The 20,491-nt window shown below is 35.5% G+C and carries 18 protein-coding genes and 1 pseudogene; 15 read left to right on the forward strand and 4 right to left on the reverse strand.

The window, feature by feature from the left end; genetic code table 11:
• Positions 1–3 precede the first annotated feature (3 nt).
• The 3 genes from NV377_RS18460 (at position 4) to NV377_RS18470 (ending at position 3,280) form a co-directional block, all read left to right on the forward strand.
• Positions 4–1,692 (forward strand): ATP-binding protein, encoded by a 1,689-nt coding sequence (locus NV377_RS18460; RefSeq protein WP_258202266.1) that lies wholly within the window; start codon positions 4–6, stop codon positions 1,690–1,692.
• A gap of 72 nt (positions 1,693–1,764) precedes the next feature.
• A complete protein-coding gene (locus NV377_RS18465) occupies positions 1,765–2,193 on the forward strand; it encodes a tyrosine-type recombinase/integrase (protein WP_258202267.1) in 429 nt (142 codons plus the stop codon).
• Between the two features lie 379 nt (positions 2,194–2,572).
• Positions 2,573–3,280 (forward strand): DUF4145 domain-containing protein, encoded by a 708-nt coding sequence (locus tag NV377_RS18470; RefSeq protein ID WP_258202268.1) that lies wholly within the window; start codon positions 2,573–2,575, stop codon positions 3,278–3,280.
• A gap of 459 nt (positions 3,281–3,739) precedes the next feature.
• Here the strand turns inward: NV377_RS18470 and NV377_RS18475 are convergent, their stop codons facing one another.
• Positions 3,740–4,735: a site-specific integrase gene (locus NV377_RS18475; RefSeq protein ID WP_258202269.1), complete on the reverse strand. Its 996-nt coding sequence runs from the start codon at positions 4,733–4,735 to the stop codon at positions 3,740–3,742.
• 23 nt (positions 4,736–4,758) lie between these two features.
• Positions 4,759–5,535, reverse strand: coding sequence for a restriction endonuclease (locus NV377_RS18480; RefSeq protein WP_258202270.1), 777 nt, complete (start codon positions 5,533–5,535; stop codon positions 4,759–4,761).
• A 127-nt stretch (positions 5,536–5,662) separates the two neighbouring features.
• Between NV377_RS18480 and NV377_RS18485 the strand changes: the two genes are divergently transcribed.
• The 5 genes and pseudogenes from NV377_RS18485 to NV377_RS25955 form a co-directional block, all read left to right on the forward strand.
• Positions 5,663–6,058 (forward strand): DUF6979 family protein, encoded by a 396-nt coding sequence (locus NV377_RS18485; protein ID WP_258202271.1) that lies wholly within the window; start codon positions 5,663–5,665, stop codon positions 6,056–6,058.
• A 3-nt stretch (positions 6,059–6,061) separates the two neighbouring features.
• Positions 6,062–7,045, forward strand: a complete 984-nt coding sequence (locus tag NV377_RS18490) for an HNH endonuclease (RefSeq protein WP_258202272.1) — start codon at positions 6,062–6,064, stop codon at positions 7,043–7,045.
• 23 nt (positions 7,046–7,068) lie between these two features.
• On the forward strand, positions 7,069–7,395 hold the full coding sequence (locus NV377_RS18495) for a nucleoside triphosphate pyrophosphohydrolase (RefSeq protein WP_258202273.1): 327 nt from the start codon (positions 7,069–7,071) through the stop codon (positions 7,393–7,395).
• Positions 7,396–7,595: 200 nt separating this feature from the next.
• A complete protein-coding gene (locus NV377_RS18500) occupies positions 7,596–8,573 on the forward strand; it encodes a DUF4062 domain-containing protein (RefSeq protein ID WP_258202274.1) in 978 nt (325 codons plus the stop codon).
• Between the two features lie 559 nt (positions 8,574–9,132).
• A pseudogene (locus tag NV377_RS25955) lies at positions 9,133–9,261 on the forward strand (sporulation initiation factor Spo0A C-terminal domain-containing protein); the annotation flags it as partial.
• Positions 9,262–9,455: 194 nt separating this feature from the next.
• Here NV377_RS25955 and NV377_RS18510 read toward each other — a convergent pair.
• Entirely contained in the window at positions 9,456–10,205 is a 750-nt protein-coding gene (locus tag NV377_RS18510) for an SDR family NAD(P)-dependent oxidoreductase (RefSeq protein WP_258202275.1), read from the reverse strand.
• A 629-nt stretch (positions 10,206–10,834) separates the two neighbouring features.
• On the opposite strand from NV377_RS18510, the gene NV377_RS18515 reads away from it, so the two are divergent.
• From NV377_RS18515 to NV377_RS18545, 7 genes are all read left to right on the forward strand, one after another.
• Positions 10,835–12,007, forward strand: coding sequence for a DUF2264 domain-containing protein (locus NV377_RS18515; protein ID WP_258202276.1), 1,173 nt, complete (start codon positions 10,835–10,837; stop codon positions 12,005–12,007).
• Positions 12,008–12,389: 382 nt separating this feature from the next.
• Positions 12,390–13,298, forward strand: a complete 909-nt coding sequence (locus NV377_RS18520) for a carbohydrate ABC transporter permease (protein ID WP_258202277.1) — start codon at positions 12,390–12,392, stop codon at positions 13,296–13,298.
• A gap of 23 nt (positions 13,299–13,321) precedes the next feature.
• Complete coding sequence (locus NV377_RS18525) at positions 13,322–14,146, forward strand: carbohydrate ABC transporter permease (protein WP_258202278.1); 825 nt, start codon at positions 13,322–13,324, stop codon at positions 14,144–14,146.
• Between the two features lie 112 nt (positions 14,147–14,258).
• Positions 14,259–15,611 (forward strand): ABC transporter substrate-binding protein, encoded by a 1,353-nt coding sequence (locus NV377_RS18530; protein WP_258202279.1) that lies wholly within the window; start codon positions 14,259–14,261, stop codon positions 15,609–15,611.
• Between the two features lie 112 nt (positions 15,612–15,723).
• Positions 15,724–17,493 (forward strand): sensor histidine kinase, encoded by a 1,770-nt coding sequence (locus NV377_RS18535; RefSeq protein WP_258202280.1) that lies wholly within the window; start codon positions 15,724–15,726, stop codon positions 17,491–17,493.
• Positions 17,494–17,510: 17 nt separating this feature from the next.
• Complete coding sequence (locus NV377_RS18540) at positions 17,511–19,109, forward strand: response regulator transcription factor (RefSeq protein ID WP_258202281.1); 1,599 nt, start codon at positions 17,511–17,513, stop codon at positions 19,107–19,109.
• Positions 19,110–19,141: 32 nt separating this feature from the next.
• On the forward strand, positions 19,142–20,257 hold the full coding sequence (locus NV377_RS18545; protein ID WP_258202297.1) for a glycoside hydrolase family 88 protein: 1,116 nt from the start codon (positions 19,142–19,144) through the stop codon (positions 20,255–20,257).
• Positions 20,258–20,332: 75 nt separating this feature from the next.
• Here the strand turns inward: NV377_RS18545 and NV377_RS18550 are convergent.
• The coding region (locus NV377_RS18550; RefSeq protein ID WP_258202298.1) for an IS3 family transposase at positions 20,333–20,491 on the reverse strand (159 nt) is incomplete at its 5' end.

Genomic DNA, 20,491 nt, shown 5'->3' on the forward strand with positions numbered 1-20,491 from the left:
TTTGTGGATTTGATATACAAGGACTTTGTAATCCTTTCTCCACATGATAAAAAAGCATTTGAAATTAATTTTACCAGTGGAGTGAATCTTATATATGGACTAAAGGATACAGGAAAGTCAACTATATCAAGGGCTATGATGTACACCTTTGGTTGTGATGTTAAAAATTTTACATTAAAGGAAAGTAATCCTAATAATATATATATTCTTAGATTCACTATACAAGAAGATATGTATGTTTTACTTAGAAAGAAAATAAAAAGTGGCAAGGGTAAAAACTTTTTTAAACTATATAAGAACGAACATTTTATTGATTCATTTTATAGTACAAAAGAATTTACTAATTATCTCAATCAAATTTTTAATATCGCTGTTGTGACTATGGATAATCAATCAAACGAAACCAAGTTATATCCTAATCACATATTCTCTCTTTTTTACACAGACCAAGATAACAGTTGGCAAAATTATTTATCATCGACATTCTCGAATTTGGCTTTTATTAAGCCATACAGAAAATTAATATTAGAATATTTTACTGGTAGTAGAACTAATGAGTATTACGATTTGAGATTAGAACAGCAAAAAAAAGAGATAGAAATCAATCAAGTCAAGGCATTATTGGACAGTAAGAAATTAATTTTCAAGGAAAATCAAAATAATATTAAAGTTATTGAAAATGTTAATGAAGAAGAGTTTAAAAAACAGTACGCTATTATATTGAAAATATATGAAAACATCATTAATACTGAACATGAACTTAAAAAGAAAATTAATAAGGGATTATATCTAAAAAATAAGTACTCCGAGACATATGAGGTACTTACATCTAATATTAAAGATTACATAGAACCTGAAATAGATGACGAATGCCCAAATTGTCACCAGAATATAGTGAGAGAATTTCAAGATGATTATGAGTTGTTTGTTGCTCGGGAAAACCTTATTAATGAACGTGATAAAGTGATGATGTTTCTGAAACAAATTAATGAAGAGATAGAAATAGAAAAAAATGAGCTAAAAGAACTGAAACAAGAAGATGTTAAATTGAGAAGTAAATTGGATGCAGACGGTTCATTATTACAATTAAGTGATAGGGCAGATAGTTATGCTCTTAACAGAATAAATATGAATCTTGAAAAAGAAATAGGTGTATTAAAAATTCAGTTTGACGATTTAAAGGAAAGTAAGAAAAAAATTGATAGTAAGATACGAAAACAAAAGGACGTAGACCTTTCACAAAAATATAAAGAATTAATGAAGGAAAGCTTTGATTTATTAGACATTGAATTTTCATATAGGTCTTTTTATGATAATAACTTTGAATCAGTAAAAATATCACTTTCAGGAACAACAAAAGTACAGGCTTTTATTGTTCAATACCTAACAATTTATAAATTAATGAATCAAAATAAGGACGTTATTAAAATACCTATCATAATTGATTCATATATTAAAGACCATTTTAGTGAGCAAGATGCTGATAAAACAACCAAATATATTTTTAATACATTAGAGGAAAATTCGCATCAAGCTTTCGTATTTATTACTGATAGCGAACAGACTAAAAAATCAATAAATTTTGATGCAATTAACGCAATTAAACTTAATGGAGTTAAAGGTTTACTAACAGATAAATACGATAAAGTGTACACAGAATACGGGAAATACGTTGAAGGTGAATTGGAATGATAGTTAAGAACTGTAAGAGATATCTCTTACAGTTCTTTTTTTCTTTATTAACCAATTTATTAGACATATTATATGACAGGTATTAGGGTGTCTGATTTAGTAGCTTTAGACCGATTAGACTTGGATGTAAGTGACCTCAAAGGCTCACTAATTGTGAGGTTGGGCAAAGGTAACAAGGAGGGTACACTACCACTAAACGTTGAAGCAAGAAGGGTTATAGAAAGATATTTGGAAGAACGAACAGATAGTAATCCAGCATTATTCATAAGTAGCAGACAAGAGCGTATAAGCATTCGAAGCGTTCAGTATCTATTGGAGAAGAATGGACATAATGCCCATCAGACACGCCACAGTTTCATTACAGGGCTTGTACGTGCAGGAGAAGATATTAGTGTGATACAAAGTCTTAGCGGTCATAGTTCAGCGGATATGATTTTAAGATACAGTATGCCATCCGAGGAAGATAAGCAGAAAGCTGTAGATAATATATTCAAGGACTAGCCACTCAATATGAGTGGCTTTTTATAATTGAGGAGCGGGTGGGGATGGTTTGCAGTTGGAAGGCGTTTGTGGAATCGGTCAAAGATTGCAACACATACAGCCAGAGACTCGGTTATGATTTAGAGCGATACGTAACAGACTAAAGTCCTAATATATGGTATAGTTTGATTGAATAATAGATTGTTGTTACTAACAGGATGCTAGAGTTCGGTAGAAAATTAAGTAAGCATTGATTTGATTCTCAATCGCACACAGATAAGGTATGGATTTATCTTAGAGTGCAAGTTTATTATTTTTTCAGATCAGTATTCAGTTACTGCAGCACTCATGTTTTTGATGGTGCCTATACAAAAGAATGCACATAAATAGGAGGAGCATTATGCAAGTTTATTGTAGTAGTTGTAAGCAAAAAACGAATCATGAAACAGTAGTTGAACCGTTTGAACAAAAATCGAGTATTGACGACGATATTCAATGGTCTCAAAAATACTATATTGTTAAATGTAAAGGATGTAATACTGTAGCATTCTTAGAACAATACGGTGATGAAGAAATGTGGGAGGCAAGTCCTTGGGCAGAAGGGGAAAGAGAGTACACTTATACTTACACTACGTATCCAGCGGAGCCATTAAACAAGGATGAATTTTATTTGGCTAAAGAGTTTTATAAAGTTCCTAAATTTATTAAAGAATTATATAGTGAGGTAGTTGATTCATACAACAATAAATCTCTAATCCTTTGTTCTGTTGGATTAAGAATGATTATTGAAGGTATCTGTAAAGAAAAGGGTATTGATAGAGAGGTATTAACTAATAGGGATGGAACTCCCAAGACGGATAATATAACAGGTGAGGAGAAATTTCGCTTTCTAGGGTTAGAAGAGAAGCTGAATTTAATGTTAGAAAGAGATCTAATAACCCCAATACAATCGAGAACATTACATCAAATTAGAGAGATGGGAAATGAGACAGCACATGAAATTACCAAGCATGATGTAATCATCATACTAGGTGCTTTACAAGTATTAGAAAATTTGTTATACAACATTTATGATTTAGCAAGTATTGAACTTTTTAAAAGGAAGTAAAACTGATACGGATAAGCGGTAGATCGTATTTTTAAGGATTAATCACCTGTGAAGGTGGCTTTTTGTTGAATGGGGATTTTTTACAGATGGAAAAGTTATTGTTGTTGTAATGAAAGGTTGGTACACACGCAGTCAGATTCTCGATGATGATTTCGGCCCATTCGCCTGCTAATCTAGGTAGTAAGCTACAAGGATAATCCATTCACGATAGATGAAGGTAAGCTTCTCAGATATGGTTTTTCGCAGAGATTAGTGCTATTATCAAAGATTTCTATGCTGTTCAAATCCTTATACATTTAATTAATGCGCATGTGACCCTAGAAGATCATTGGCTGTTACATACAACGTTAACGTTATTGATAGTAACGCTTGAAAAAGACACATTCACGTTAGCAACCAAAGGTAGCTGTTGAATGTGTCTTATAAGAAATTTGAGCTTTTTGTAAAAAGAAAGATAATCTAAATGTAATGGTAATAAGAGTTTTTGCTAATTTCATTGTTTATTAATTCATCAGCACCATTAATATGGAAGCCATTATTATAGAACTTTTTTTCAAGACTTGATATTTTCACTCCGCTTATTTTTGAAATTAATGCAGGGTTAACATTGCTTTGGACAAGACCTAATAATGCAGAGTTCATGATTCCTTCAAGTTCAAAGGTATCTGATTCTGGGGCTACTTCTATGATATCAGGGTGGTTTTTAAGAAATAAACAAAAAAACTCATTAAGTCTTTCTACTGAAAAGGTATATGGATACAAATAATCTAACATCCTATCATTTGAATCGGATTTCTTCTTTAGATTGTCTTCTATACACTCAATAGAAAATTGAATGTCTCTTTTCAATCCGTTTGGAATTTTTATGGTAACAGAATTAACAACAACTGACCTATAATCAGAACTGAAATCACTAATTTTAAGGGAATAAATGACCGATTTCTTTGCAGGGGCGATTAATGTAAGCTTGATAAATATGCGCAATACTAAGAATTTATAAAATTTCTTTTTCTCATTTGTCCCTGATAATTTACTGAAATCTGTTCTTGTGAAATAAGAGTCTAAACTGTCAATTATTTGAATCAATTCTGCGTCAGACCAAACTCCTCTTTCCTTTATGGGTACTAAATTATATCTATGTGTAAGGCTATCCTTAAAGTCTTGGTAGGAAACCATATTATTAAATATATCATTTGTATAATGCTTGCTGACTAAGAATTTATAAAATGATTTTATTGCTTCAAGATGGTTCTCCATACTTGTTCTTGTATTAATCTTACCAATTCTGTTGTAATGCCCAACACAGTTAATTATGTCTTCTATTGTAATATTATTAGGTTGATTTGTTTTGTTGATTATATCTAAATAATCAACAAATTTGGTTACATGGTTTACGTAGGTATCATCAAATTCAAAAAAATCTTTTTTCCATGATTTCATAAGATCGCTTTTCATTTATAAAACCTCCCTTGTATTATTTATTTTTGATGATCGTAGCAGTATATTCTACCATTGAATCGTCTTGGATTCGATAGACAGTAGTCCTTAACATTTTTCGTTACGGGTTTACCGCACCTTGCACAGACAAATAGATCATCTTCTAATCTGTTGGAAACAAGAACAGTCGTTGCTGCGACTTCATCCACAGACTCTTGCTCATTAACCTTAATCGTTTGTGCTGCATTAACATTTGCCATTTTCTCTATCAAAACTTCTCTGTCCCACAGTTTAACCCCAAGGCGTCTTGCCCCATCCTTAGCTTGTTCTGTGAAACCGCTGTTCGTTATCACCCATGCATCAGTACAACCATATATATCCTTGCTGGTATAAGCCTGTTGGATAGCTTCATAGCTTACGTTCTTCTTCCAACGTTTAGCTTGAATGACAACCTTCTTTGTTGCAGATGACAGAATAAGGTCAGCCCCATAGTCACCTTTACCACCTGTGCGCTTTACTTGCCAACCTTGATGCTTGAAGAATTGCTCTAGGTAGCGTTCAAACATTGTCCCGCTCATCTTATCGATCTCATTAATGTTGGCTTTTTTTAGCTTTTCTTGAACATAGACAATACGAAAACCAATACTTGTAGCCAAAACGATTATCATCACAATGAGTAGCGGGTTTAACCATGCTCCCCCTAGTGATGCTCCATACTTACTGAAAGTTAGGTTGAAGGCAAGTACAAAGGCACAACCTAATGCAAGTTGCATTGCTAATTCAACGAATGTTGGATCTTTTCTACGTCTTCTAGCCAATTTTTTATTCTCCTAATCTATTGGGATATGTTAGTATATATAGGACATTATAACTAGATTTCTAGGTTTGGGGAATACTTACGAAATTTCATTGTCTTTATATAAGCTAAAGAGAGGATAAATTGATATGAACAAGTATGGTGCTGTCGCTGTAGGGACTGTTCAATTGATAAGCGAAGGAAATATCAAACCACTGAACGCATGGAAAACTGTATCATCAGCTGTGTTAGGTGAGGGTACTTGGATGCAACGTAAGGGGTGTCCGAAGAATGCTTTCCTTGGCTTGTGTGAAGAAGGATTAGTTCAAGGTGTACATAAAGGTAGCTACGCAGAAAAAAGAGGATCACAGAAGAATAAGAATTATGCCATTCAAGCTGTGCAGATTCTGAAAGAAAAGCCTGATTTGGCAGATGATAAGCTTAAACTGTGGAGAGAAGTCATAAATGGTGTGGAAATTTCCCACAACTCTCAAATGGATGTTGTACTAGCACTATGGAATAACACTTTAATTGTATCGGAGTAGAATATGGATTTCATAGATAAATGGTTGCATATCATAAGAAACTGTTCGTTTGATAACACATATAAAATGGCTTGGGGAAAGGCAATTACTGAAATAGCTGTGGAGTATGATGAAAAAGTTGCATTAGAAGATACGAGTCTGATAGAAATACAGCTACGAGATATTGCGAAGAAGGTGCTGCGCTATTACTTCGAACAAACGATGTTCTTTGACCTTCAACAAAGTTCAAATCCAGTGAAGCCTCCTGTGGTTATAACAATAGCGAAGAATCTAATAGTGGATTATCAGGCTCTGTCTGGGTCAGTGAAGCCAGTAAAATGGTTCAGGTCGAACATTGAATCAGTATGCAGTGCGGAGTATGAGAAGTCTGTTAGCGCTACCGTGAAGGCGTTAAAGACCGATGTTAGTTATCGCTTTTTAAGAGTTGAAGGTAGAGAAGTAGATGGAGTTTACCAGTACGAGAAAAAAGCAGATAGCTTGTTCATTCGGAACGATAGCTTGCTTGTTCTAAAAGCGAATAGGCTAATTGTACTCGACGCCATTAATTATCGTTGGACTCAAATGTTAGAGAACTTTAACCACTCACCAAGACTATCGAAAAAGGTGAAGATCATTGATGAAGATCAAGTGCTACGTAAACCGCTTGGTAAATATGCTGTATATCTCGAAGTTGAAAACCCAGAATTTCATTGCTTCTTATGTGGTTCAAAGATAGAGGCAGAGACACCAGCAATAGACCATGTCATTCCTTGGTCATACCTATATTCGGATGATGTGTGGAATCTAGTGTATGCGCATCAGTCATGCAATAGTAGTAAGTCTAACATGATACCCAGTGAGGAAATGATTCAGAGACTAGAAGAAAGAAACGTAGTCTTGCTTCAACGAATGAATGAACAAGGGAAGCTTGATAAACATGTTTCTGAACTTGAACTAGCGATTGAAAGCAATCTTGTACGTAAGTTTTGGATTGCATGTCAGGGCTAAGAGCTTAGAATGGGGGATGCGGTTTGAAGACATATAATAAGCTTGTACGTGATAAGATACCTCAAATCATTGAAGCTAGTGGAAAAACCTGTGAAGTGAAGATACTGGATGATGAAGCTTATGAAGAATCGTTGAAGGCTAAGTTAATAGAAGAGATGAATGAGGTACAAACAGCAAAAAGTGATGAAGAATTGATTGAGGAGTTAGCTGATTTGTATGAAGTATTATGTTCATTGGTTGCTAGAAAAGGTTATAGTCAGGAGGAGTTTCTGGATGTAGTAAATAGCAAGAATGAAAAAAAAGGTAGGTTTAGGGAGAAAGTGTTTTTGTTAAATGTGATTGAGAAGTAAGAGAAGATTTTGATATATTCATGAATATTTAAAAAGAAAATCCCACTTGATTATACATATTCCAACATAAATTGAGTGAAAAATAAAAGTGCTTTTGAATTTTGAAAATCTGGTTATAGAAACTAGAGATTAGATTATGAAAAAGTTACGATATATTCGAAATTTATGATAAAAATAATAGACTGAAAGAGGGAGTTAAAATGGCTAGACCTAGAGTGTTTGTTAGCTCAACTTTTTATGATCTAAAATATTTAAGGGCTGATTTAGAAAGATTTATAAAAGAATTTGGATATGATGCTGTATTGAATGAAAAAGGAAATATACCTTATGGGAGCGAAGAAAAATTAGAAGACTATTGTTATAGAGAAGTAGATAATACAGATATTCTCATTGCGATAATCGGTGGGAGATATGGTAGCGAATCTGAGAAAGAGCCGTACTCTATTACTCAAATGGAGATTAAGACCGCACATAAACTTGGAAAACAAGTTTACATATTTATCGATAAATCAGTATTAAGTGAGTATCGAATGTTTCTCTTAAACAAAGATATTGAAAATATCAGATATAGCTTTGTAGATGATGTAAAGATTTTTTCCTTTATTGAAGAAATAGAAGCATTGTCTCATAATAATCCAATTTCTCCTTTTGAAAATTCACAAGAAATTATCTTTTTTCTCAGAGAACAATGGGCAGGATTATTTCAAAGGCTCCTACAGCAACAGTCAAAACTAGGTGAAAGTAAGACTCTTGAAAACATTAATGCAACCACTCAAACATTAAATAAATTAGTCAACTTTTTAACAGAAGAAAGAAAAAACTCTGATACTGCAATTAAAGAGATACTTTTGAGTAACCATCCGGTATTTCAAAGGTTAAGGGATGTGACTAATACCTCTTATAGAATTTTTTTTACGAATACAGAGGAACTCGAACAATGGCTGAAAGCTAGGCAGTTTGCAGAAAAGGAGTTTGTTGAATATGATGATTTTGCAAACTTTCATGAATATAAAACGGAGTCGAATGACTATGTTTACTATTTAAATATTCAAAGATCTATCTTCGATGAAAATGATAAGTTAAAAGTATATACTCAGTCAGATTGGAATGATGAATGGGTACAGTTAATTAAAGAAAGCAAAGGAATTACAATTAGTGAAGATGACCTTCCTTTTTAGAAGGGAAATTAAGTTAAGTAAATCTCGCTATAGAAGTTAATAATGTTTCATCCAGTTCTTCTTATGAATACCAATATAACGTTGAGTAATGGACGGTTATGCGTGATTAGTAAATTTATTAAACAAACGTAATTATTCCGTTTATAGTGTTGATAACCAGTAATATAGTTGGTATGATTTTATCCGCTACTCTTGTAAGTTTTTTTACTTGTTATAGAATACTACATCACAACGAGCTACCACTACTTATAATGGGAAATATTAAAAGTTATTGGGGAGTAGTAGTTGCCTAATAATTGTGAATGAAACGTACATATAACAAGGGGTTTGAGCTATCATGCAGCATCTGTTGCAGCTATGTTCCTAACAACTGAAACAACTATTGTATATGCTTTTTTGTAATTAATTTCATGAGTTTATAGGCTTTGAACTTGTGTTCCATTTCATCACATATTACAATAATCACAGACCAATAAATTGTGGTCATAAAACCTATAAATACCTTGTGAGATGGGAAAAGTATATAGTTTATAAAAATCCTAAAACCCTTATGGCTCTAAGGAAAAACATCGACAGCATTAGCCACCTATTCGGCTATACAGTCAATATTAGCAAGTCTAAACCGACTAACTCGGAGTTTATTGCAATGGTGGCAGACAAACTAAGGATTGAGCATAAGGTGGCTTAAACCAATTCAATGATTGGGTATGTGTGTGTCAATATCAAATGCTGGGATGGCTATAAATATCCTTAAACAGCGTTTGTATGCCCATAAACTACTTAGTAATAAAAACAACAAATACCACCCAATTGAAGGTTTCTATGAACCGTTCAATTGGGTGATATTTTTTTTGAATTTTAAGCCGCAATGAGACAATATATTTAAATGGCTGTATACCCACCATCAACTAATAAGCTAGCACCTGTAATAAACGAAGCATCATCACTAGCAAGGAATAAAACAGCTTTTGCAATTTCTTCAGGTCTACCCAACCGACCAATAGGATGTAAGGAAACTAATTCGTCTTTTACCTCTTTAGGTAGGCCACCTAACAGTGGAGTGTCAGTATATCCAGGATTAACGGTATTGATACGAATACCTTCCTTGGCATATTCAGCACTAGCAGTTTGAGTCAGCAGCTTCACTCCACCTTTAGCTGCACTATAAGCTCCAACACCGGCTTTACCAGCTACGCCATGAATAGAATCATTATTTACAATAACTCCACGAGAATCCTGTTGTAGCATTTGCTGGATCGCATATTTATTGCAAAGGAATACACCATTCAGATTGATATCAATAATTTTTTTCCATTGCGAATACTCTGTTTCATGAACGAGAGATGCACCACCAATTCCTGCATTTGCAAATAAAACATCAAGTTTACCGAATTTTTCTACAGTAGCTGTTATTAAGTTTTTTACATTGTCTTCATCTGTAACATCTGTTTTGAAAAAATAAGATATGTAGCCCTCTTTATTGAGCTGATCAGATAACTGCTGTCCTTTATCAGACATATCAGCAATAACAACCTGTGCACCTTCTTTTATAAATTCCTTAACGGTTGCTTCCCCGATTCCACTTGCTCCTCCAGTTACAATAACTGATTTACCTTCAAATCGTTTCGTCATGTTTGAACGCTCCTCTGCTAAAATTGAAATATCTATACTTGCTTAATGTGTCATATCATCGTACTAATATACTTAATTTTGAGTTTTAATTAAAAAGATATCCTCGGTGTCAAATTAAAGTTCGTACATTCTCACTAAAAACTAGGAGTTGCTGTAGAGAACGATTAAGGCGTTCGAACTATTTCCACAAATGGTATCGTTAGTATGTATATACAATGGAAACAGTTACTTATAACAAATGTAATGACAATGATTTTTGATGAAATGGCGACTACTTTCAATGCACAATTACCTGCTTCAATGCGATAAATATCTATGTGTATCATACCAACTAATACCGTAATTTATTGGGTGTGAAAATCCGATGAAGGACGGTATTTTTTATGATTGATTTATAATTTCAATTAGTTAATTTCATAATTTATTGTTCATCAACAATAAATTTCGTAAAACGTTAGCAAATTTTATTCGTGCAACGTTGTTTGAATCGCTGTATGATGGTAAACAATGGTGAAAAAATTATCGTGGTATTATGGTTTAAGAATAAATCGGGTAATGACTTTTGCTATTAGGGTGAATGTTGAGCTTCAACCAGTAGCTTTTCTTAATGCAAGGGAGGGGACGAAACGATGAAGAATGAAAGTTTAAAAAGTCCGAATAGACGTAAGTATTGGTTTTCTCAATTAGAGAGATTAGCTTCACCGATATTAGAATCACTTGCAGAAGAAAAACTCAAGGAAAGGATGCCTGTAGAGACGGTACCTGGATATGAGGAAGACCGGGCTTTATACACTCATTTGGAAGCATTCGGACGCTTGTTATGTGGAATTGCACCTTGGATATCACAGGAGCATAGCGATAAAGAAGAGGAGCAACGCCGCCAATATTATGCTCATTTATGCAGGAAGGCATTGGATTCAGCTACGAATTCTAACTCTGCGAATTTTATGAATTTCACAGAGGGTGGACAGCCTATCGTCGACGCAGCATTTTTGGCACAAGGACTTCTAAGAGGAAAAGGCGAGCTATGGGATAAGCTTGATTCACGGGTGAAACACCAAGTGATTCAATGTATGAAGAGCACAAGGAGCAGAAAACCTAATCCATCCAATTGGTTATTATTTTCAGCTATTATTGAAGTGTTTCTTTACGTTGCAGGCGAAGAAGATTGGGACCCGATGCGGATAGATTATGCATTACTGCAGCATGAGCAATGGTATGTCGGTGACGGAACCTACGGTGATGGTGTGGACTTCCATTGGGATTATTATAACAGTTTCGTTATTTCTCCAATGTTGGTTGATATTATCGAAGTGATGCACAGTAAAGCTCCCGAATGGGAAAGTTTATATGAACCTATAATGGCTAGAGCTAGACGCTATGGCGGGGTACTTGAACGATTGGTTGCTCCTGATGGCAGCTTCCCGATTATGGGAAGATCGATGCCATATCGTTGTGGTGCATTCCATGCGCTTGCACAAAGTGCTTTACTTGAAAGATGGCCGCAGCATGTAGAGCCAGCTCAAATACGTGAAGCGCTTACCGCTGTCATTAGCCGTACATTGGATGCGCCAGAAACGTTTACAACCGATGGTTGGTTGCGTATCGGATTATGTGGATCACAGCCACAATTGGCTGAACAATACTTATCGACGGGTAGTTTGTATTTATGTTCCACTGTGTTGCTACCGCTCGGATTGCCGGAGCAGCATCCGTTTTGGCAGCAACCAGCAATACCGTGGACTTCAGCAGCAGGATGGAGTGGGGCAAATATACCTCTCGATAAGGCATTGAAAAACTAGTAATCATATCGATGAGGTGCTAAAACACGAGTATACCTCTCGATAAGGCGCTTAAAAAGCTTAATCCATTCCATGTGCAATCTGGAATATGTTAAATAACTGGTTTGCTGAGAGAACTTTTTATCGATAATAATCCTTTAGAGAAGTGAAAGAATAAGAACTGATAGCAAAATTGACTATAGTAACGTAGTCAGTTAAGCTGTCGGTTCTTTTTTTGTTACATAATCTTATCCGAATGTTTTTACAATTTGCATCGTGAAGTCTTCCTAAATTTGTCATATAAAAGTAAAAAAAGTTTCAAATTGAACAATTCTAGTTCTTAATAGCAATCGCTATCTTTCTTACAATAGTAGTATAGAAAAGGACGCTGAGGAGGAGAAACATGAAACAGAAAGAAAGACGAACCCACTTAAGTATGGGAACAAGGGAGAAAATAGCAGGATACTTATTTGTTGCTCCTTTAATGATCGGGCTGGTTATTTTAACATTAATTCCAGTTGTAGCTTCATTATTGCTTAGTTTTACCCACTGGAATTTCGTAGCAGGGATTGGAGCAATTGAGTTCGCGGGTTTTGATAACTTTATAAGATTATTTAATGATGATGTATTTATGAAGAGCTTAGTAAATAATTTGTATTTTATACTAACAGTGCCGATTACTATCGGGCTTGCATTGTTAATTGCTATTTTGATTGATAAGCATGTCTATCTTAAAGATACTTTCAAAGTTATTTATTTTTTACCTTATATTTCAAGTGTTGTAGCAATCGCTATGGTATGGCAGGTGCTCTTCCATCCATCACTTGGTCCTGTTAATAACTTCTTGATCTCAATAGGAATTGAAAACCCACCGAAATGGCTTGCTGATATTGACTTTGCTTTACCATCTTTAATGATGATCCAAATATGGATTCTACTAGGCTATAATATCATTATTTTCATAGCAGGTCTGCAAGGTATTCCGAAGGATTTATATGAAGCTGCTGATATTGATGGAGCTAACGTATGGAAAAAGTTTTATAACATTACAGTTCCATGTATTTCACCGACGACGTTTTTCTTACTAGTAACAGGAATCATCGGAACATTTAAAATTTTCGACTTGATTCAAGTATTAACGCAGGGCGGACCGGCCAATTCAACAACGGTAATTGTGTATGAATTGTACGACACGGCATTTAATCAACTGAAAACGGGATATGCTTCAAGTATGGCACTAATTCTTTTCGTGATTTGTCTTATTATTACAGGTTTGCAAATGTTGGCACAAAAGAAATGGGTTAACTATTAAGCTAGGGTTCGGAGGAATAGATAATGAAAAATGTAAATGTATCAAAAATTGCTTGGACCCTGGCAATGGCATTGCTAGGTATCGTGTTTTTACTTCCATTTCTATGGATGCTTTCAACTTCATTTAAGACAGAAGCGGATGTATTTACGTTTCCGATTCAATGGATCCCTCAAAATTGGAATATGATTGAAAATTACAAGGAAGTATGGACCGGTGATTTCGTTCAGTACTATTTGAACTCGATCTATATTACACTAGCAACGACCTTTATTAATGTATTTGTATGTGCGCTAGCAGCCTATGGATTTTCTAAGCTACGTTTCCCAGGTAGAGACGCGATGTTTGTAGTCGTACTTGCATTGTATATGGTACCGCCGCAAGCCTCACTAGTTCCTCAGTTTTTAATGTTTAACTGGTTGAATTTAATAGATACTCATGCCGGTTTGATATTAATTAATAGTTTTAGTATTATCGGTGCGTTTATGTTAAGACAGTTCTTCATGGGTGTTAACAATGAGTATCTTGAATCAGCTCGTATGGACGGAGCGGGACATATACGGACATTTTTCCAAATTGCATTCCCGCTTATTCGTCCAGGTGTAGCGACTTATGCAATACTACGCTTTATATGGACATGGAACGATTATCAATATCCACTTATTTTCATCAAAACAAAAAGTTTATTTACGATTCAATTAGGGATAAGATTGTTCGGAGACCAGTATGGTGATGTTTACTCGCTTATGATGGCAGGTGCAGTTTCTGCTATTCTACCGTTACTTATCATTTTTGCAATTGGACAAAAGCAAGTTATTGCAGGTATTTCGGCTGGTGGTGTAAAAGGATAAATAAAGTCAAAATAGTTTCTCTTCAGTAAAATTTGAGTACTACAGGTAAAAAAACAGTGTGTTAGGATAATATTGTAAGCATTTACATTTATCATTAATTGGAGGGTTTTAGATGAAAAAGAGAAAATTTTCAACAGCATTAATAGGCTTGACGTTGGTAGCTTCTTTAGCGGCTTGCGGAGGAAATGGTAACAACGCACCGAACGCTACTAATAAGCCTACAGATAATGCTGTAAAGCCAGAAAAGGAACAAGTAGTTATTAAGTTAAGCACTTGGCAGACTAATGATAAAGCGAAGTGGGATGTCATTATACCAGAATTCGAAAAAGAAAACCCTGGTATTAAAGTAGAACTTGATTTACTGAATGAAAAAGGTGATTCTGTTGCATCTATGCAAAAGCTGGATTTAATGGCAGCATCGAAAGATCAGTTAGACATTATCGAGTTACCTTATACAAACTATTCACAGCGTGCAGATATTGGATTACTTGAGCCATTGACAAGCTACATTGAAAAAGATGGTTATAAGTATGAAGACGAATATCTTGTTGACACAAAAGTAAATGGTGAAATTTATGCACTTCCATCATCCATGCAGCGTTGGTTCGTTCTTTTGAACAAAGATATGTTGGATGAAGCTGGATTACCAGTTCCTACAGATTGGACTTGGAAAGAGTTCGAAGATTATGCGAAGCAACTAACTAAAGGTGATGGTGCTACTAAGCGTTATGGCGCATACTTGCATAACTGGCCAGATTATTTCCAACTACAATTGATGAGTAAGTCATCTGATAATACATTCCTTAAAGCAGATGGAACTTCGAATGCGTTGGAGCCATTGTTCAAAGCAAACTTGGAAATGATGAAAAAGATGATGTATGAAGATAAGAGTGCAAACATGTATGAAGATATTATTTCACAAAAGCTTGCATACCGTAATCAATATTTCAATGGACTTGCTGCAATGATGCCGATGGGCGATTGGATGGTTGCTGAATCTGGTGGTACTGACGCAATTCCTGCTACGTTTGTAACTGCATTCGCGCCGATTCCAAAAGTGGATGGCGAAAGCAAGCATTATTCACCAGTACAACCGACTTATATGGGTGTAGCAGCTAAGTCAGAAAACAAAGAAGCAGCATATACATTCGTAAGATGGTATACCTCTAAAGGTTTAGAAATCGGAGGACGTGTATTCTCTGGTTGGGCAAAGTCTGATACAAACAAACTTGTTGATACCATCGTAGCAGGATCTAAAGACCCTTCCAAAATCGATGTAGAATCATTGAAATATACAATGGAAAACACGAATCCAGGTGTTGCTCCGGTTCCAGCGAAGTATGCTGATGAAGCGAAAAATACAGTTATTCCTGAGGCTGAATTGTATATTTTAGGTAAACAAGATGTGGATACAACGATTGCGAACATTGACAAAAAAATTGCGGAAATTGTTAAAAATAACTAAGCAACAAAATGTTGATGGAGTTTTCGGATGAAGTGAAGTTATAATATGAGTTGGGACAGGAAATCGTAAATTTTCCTGTCCCAATTTCAATTTTGCTAAGGGGACTACACCTGTGTTTATTCAAAAATATTCCTTGCGTATGAAATTGGTATGGTCAGCATTGCTATGTATTTTAATTCCACTTATTATTATTTATTTTTTCACAAACTATTTTACTAGAGATATTATATTAGAGAAGGCAATATCTAGCGCAGAAAATACGCTAAAAGTAACCAAAACCGAAATTAATGGTGTTTTTGAACAGACATTAGAATTATCCAACTTCGTGCTGATGAGCAGTGAAATTCGTCAAATGCTCTTAGTTAATCGGGATGAATTAAATACGAAGGAAAAAAAACAGGATTATACACTTAGCTATAGTCGGTTATCGGGGACATTAGATGATCTTTTCGCCCCAAAGGATGATTTTTATGTAACTATCCTTGGGAAGAACGGGTTTATTTATACTAATTACTCGTACAGTGAATTTAATCCGAACATATTTTACGAAAAAGAATGGTATCCTCTTTTGAAAAATATGCCGGTCTTTTCTTCTTACTGGCAAGGGGAAAACTTTAATTATAATAAAAATTCCGCTCATTGGATTACAATTGGTCGGCCGATCAAGCGTGGTTTAAATAATTCAATTGGTTCAGTAATTGTAAATGTGAACGAACGAATGATTCGATCTCGTCTAGTAAATGATGCTAATCAAACTATGATGTTAATAGATAACGAGGGTACGGTAATATCTCATGCTGATCCGAAGGAAATAGGCAAGAAGATGTCTTGGTGGTCGAAGGATGGGAACCCACGAACGATAGAAATTGAGCATAAAAAGTATATTTATGTTGAGCAGTGGCTGGAAAGTAACGATTGGCGTGTTGTTAGCCTAATTCCTTATTCAGCAGCGATATCGAAGAACAACCAAGTATTATTTATTAGTTTTATGGTTCAAGCATTATTTTTCACTTTGTTTTTTGTCGTATTAATTATTCTTATCTCAGCCTTAACAAAACCAATTAGGAACTTAAGCAACTTTGTGACTACCATCGGAGAAGGACAGCTTGATGCTCGCAATGGTATTCGAGGTCCTAATGAAGTCGGCCGTTTGGCTCGGACGATTGATCAAATGCTAGATCGTATTCAATCGATGTTCGAGCAAATAGAAAGAGAACAGGCGAAGAAGCGCAAAGCTGAGCTTGAAATGCTCCAATCACAAATTAATCCACATTTCATGTTTAATTTGTTGAATTCGATTCGTCTCAATATTCTCGTTCAAGGAGATAAAGAGAATGCACAATTAATTAGCTCGCTTTCATCTTTATTACGGATGACTATTAATCGTGATAATGAGTTTATCATGCTTCAAGAAGAAGTGAACACGGTAAACCATTATGTGAAATTGATGAATTTTAGACATGCCAATCAAGTTGTGTTGGAGACTGATTTTGAAGAAGAATGCGGTAAGTTGCTAGTTCCGCGCTTTATGATTCAACCTTTGATTGAAAACGCTATTATTCATGGATTTGAACAATTCGATGGTAAAATTGTGATCGCAGCACATTGTACATATAAGGAAGAGGTCCAATACTTGAGTTTATCCGTTCGGGACAATGGAAAAGGAATGTCGAAAGAGAAGTTGGATAAATTGCGAAAGGTGCGATTTAATATTGAAGAGGAACCGGATGTAGGTGCTGATAAGATCAAAGGCTTCTCGGGGATTGGTGTTAGCAACGTCGTTCAGCGGCTACAATTAATTCACGGAAGGTTTTTCCGATTCGATATTCAGAGTGAGCCCGATGTGGGCACGGTAATAATAATGGAATTCCCATCAAAATAGAAGGTGAAGTGATCGTTGTGTTAACAGCAATTCTAGTGGATGATGATTATCCGGTAGTAAGATATCTTTCAAAGACTCTTCAATGGGGAGAATTAGCTGTTGAGCTTATTGGCTGTTATTCGAACGGTCTCGAAGCTTGGGAAGCTGCAGGGTTGAAAAAACCAGATATTATTATTACTGATATAGGGATGCCCAAAATGAATGGACTAGAAATGTTGGAGAAATTCACAAGTGTACATCCCAATTTTAGAGCCATTATATTGTCTTGCCATAATGAATTCGAGTATGCGCAGCGAGCGATGAAACTAAATGTAGGTGAATATATTTTAAAAGAAAGTTTAGATGTGGATCAGCTGCAAGAGATTTTAAGAACTGTGGTACTAGAAATAAATTCAGAGAAAAAGCGATCGGCTGATATGCTCTTGTATAAGCAGAAAGAGTCTATGAATCAATCGGCATTTAAGGAAAAGTTTCTGAAGGATACTTTATATCAATCGAACTGGACGAAAGCGGCATGGATTGAACAAGCCCGTCAAATAGGAATTCCTCTTCAGTCAAAATATTACATACCAATGGTCGTTTCGATTGATCGTATGTCAACGTTGGCTAGTTCTCGAAAAATGAATGATTATACGATTTCTTTTGCAGTTGAAAACATTCTGCAAGATATTTTAGAGTCTAGTCAATCTACCATTTTTCAGTATAGTTACAGACAGTTGGTCATCCTTTTTTGCTGTGATGATCCTGCGAAGGAGCAACAAACAATTTATTATGCAATGCAGCAATGTATTTCAGCGATTCAGCAGTATTTGAAAATATCAGTCTCTTGTTTCCAAGGTCAAGGAGCCCTGAATCCTAAAGAAATTCAAAATGTATTGAGACCGATGTTGAAAAATCCTGAACATTGTTTTTATTTAAGTGAATCAAGGATTCATCGATTTGAAGTAACTGATTTTTCCGAGGAAGATATCTATGCAGAATATTCGCAGTTCTTTTCTGCGATTAACAATAATATTGCACTTAATCAACCTGATGCGCTTTGCGATCAGATTACTGAATGGACCAAAGGAGTAAGAAACAAAAAGTTCCATCCTAGCGATGTGAAAGAAATGGTATTGCAATTGCTGTTAGATCTTCAGATGAAAACGAAGATTACCCTTCAATTTCAACAAGATTCAACAAGAGATAAATTGTATGATGTTGTGAACTCTATTGAAACATTAGATCATTTAAAAGATTGGATTGTAGAATATCTAAGTAATGTGACTAAACAATTAAGTATATTGGTTGTCAGCTCTACGCGAACGGAAGTAATTAAAGCTCAGCAATTTGTTATCCAACATGTGACTGAGAAAATTACATTGGAAGATATGGCTAATTATTTAAACTTGAATTCAAGCTATTTTAGCCGATTGTTTAAACGTGAGACGAACCAGAACTTTATCGAGTACGTCAACAGGGTAAAGCTGCAGAAGGCTAAGGAATTATTGCAACAGTCAAACAAGCCAGTTGAAGAGATCTCAGATTATTTGGGTTACGCTAATAAAAGTTATTTTATTAAATTGTTTAAACGCGAGATGGGCATAAAGCCTAGCGAATATACAGCTTGGAAATAAAGGGTTTCTAAATGATGAGAGGTTGGTATGATATGTGGAGTAACGCTATTGAGAACGCAGTTGTTAAAGTGAAAAAAAATGTTGCAAAACACCCGGGCAAGCTTCCACACATTACGGAAGGACAGCGATATGAATGGGGAGAGAACGATGATTGGATAGAGGGCTTCTACGTCGGCATGATGTGGCTTGCTTACGAGTATAGCGATGAATCGTTTTATAAGGAAGCAGCAGAATCATTTCTTGCGAACTTTAAAGACCGTGTGGATCGACATGTTATGTTAGATCACCATGATATTGGATTTTTGTATTCGTTATCTGCAGTTGCACAGTGGCGCGTGACGGGTAGTGAAGAAGCTCGGTCCGTTGCACTAAAAGCGGCTGAGACATTATTTGCTCGTTGGCGTCCAGAAGCGGGAATTATTCAAGCATGGGGCAAAGAAGGAGATCCGGAAAACGGCGGACGAATTATTATTGATTGCTTATTGAATCTTCCATTGCTATTTTGGGCCTTTGAGCAGACAGGTGAGCAAAAGTACTATGATATCGCCTATAAGCATGCATTGAAAAGTCAGAAGTTTTTGGTGCGTGGTGACGGTTCTTCTTATCATACATTTTATTTTGATTCCCAAAATGGTCACGCTCTGCGTGGTGGAACGCATCAAGGATATGAGGATGGATCTACTTGGACTCGCGGACAGGCGTGGGGAATTTATGGATTTGCGCTAGCTTATCGTTATACGAAAAATGAATCATTTTTGCAAACATCGAAACAATTGGCTCATTATTTTATTCAACGGTTACCAGAAGATAATGTAGTTTATTGGGATTTCGATGTACCGCTTGAACAGAATACACCACGAGATAGCTCGGCTTCCGCGATTACTGCTTGTGGACTGCTCGAATTGTTAGAACTGCTTGATACAAATGATTCTGATCGCCAGCTGTTTGAGAAGGTAGTACAAGACAGTATGAAATCGTTAGCGGACAACTATGCGACAACAGATTTGCCAGACGCTCAAGGTTTGTTAAAGCATGGTTCTTATCATGTAAGAGGAGAGCGTGCTCCTGACGATTATATGATTTGGGGAGATTATTATTATCTCGAAGCGTTGATTCGTATGCAGCGAGGCATTAAAGGTTATTGGTAGAAATAGAGCGAAGCGAGAAAAACCTCTGGATGTAGTCTGGTCAAGACCCCATTTTATAGACACTGAAAAAAGACCCTAGGCAGCAAGCTGGCGTCGGTATTCAACCGGCGTCAGCTTCTTTAGTTTCCGTTGTGGTCGATTTTGGTTATAAAAATGAATGTATTCTTCAATTCTTCTTTGTGCCTCATCTAAATTTCGGATATTATAAGGATAGAGTCCTTCCGTTTTGAGATG

The sequence above is a fragment of the Paenibacillus endoradicis genome, assembly GCF_024721975.1.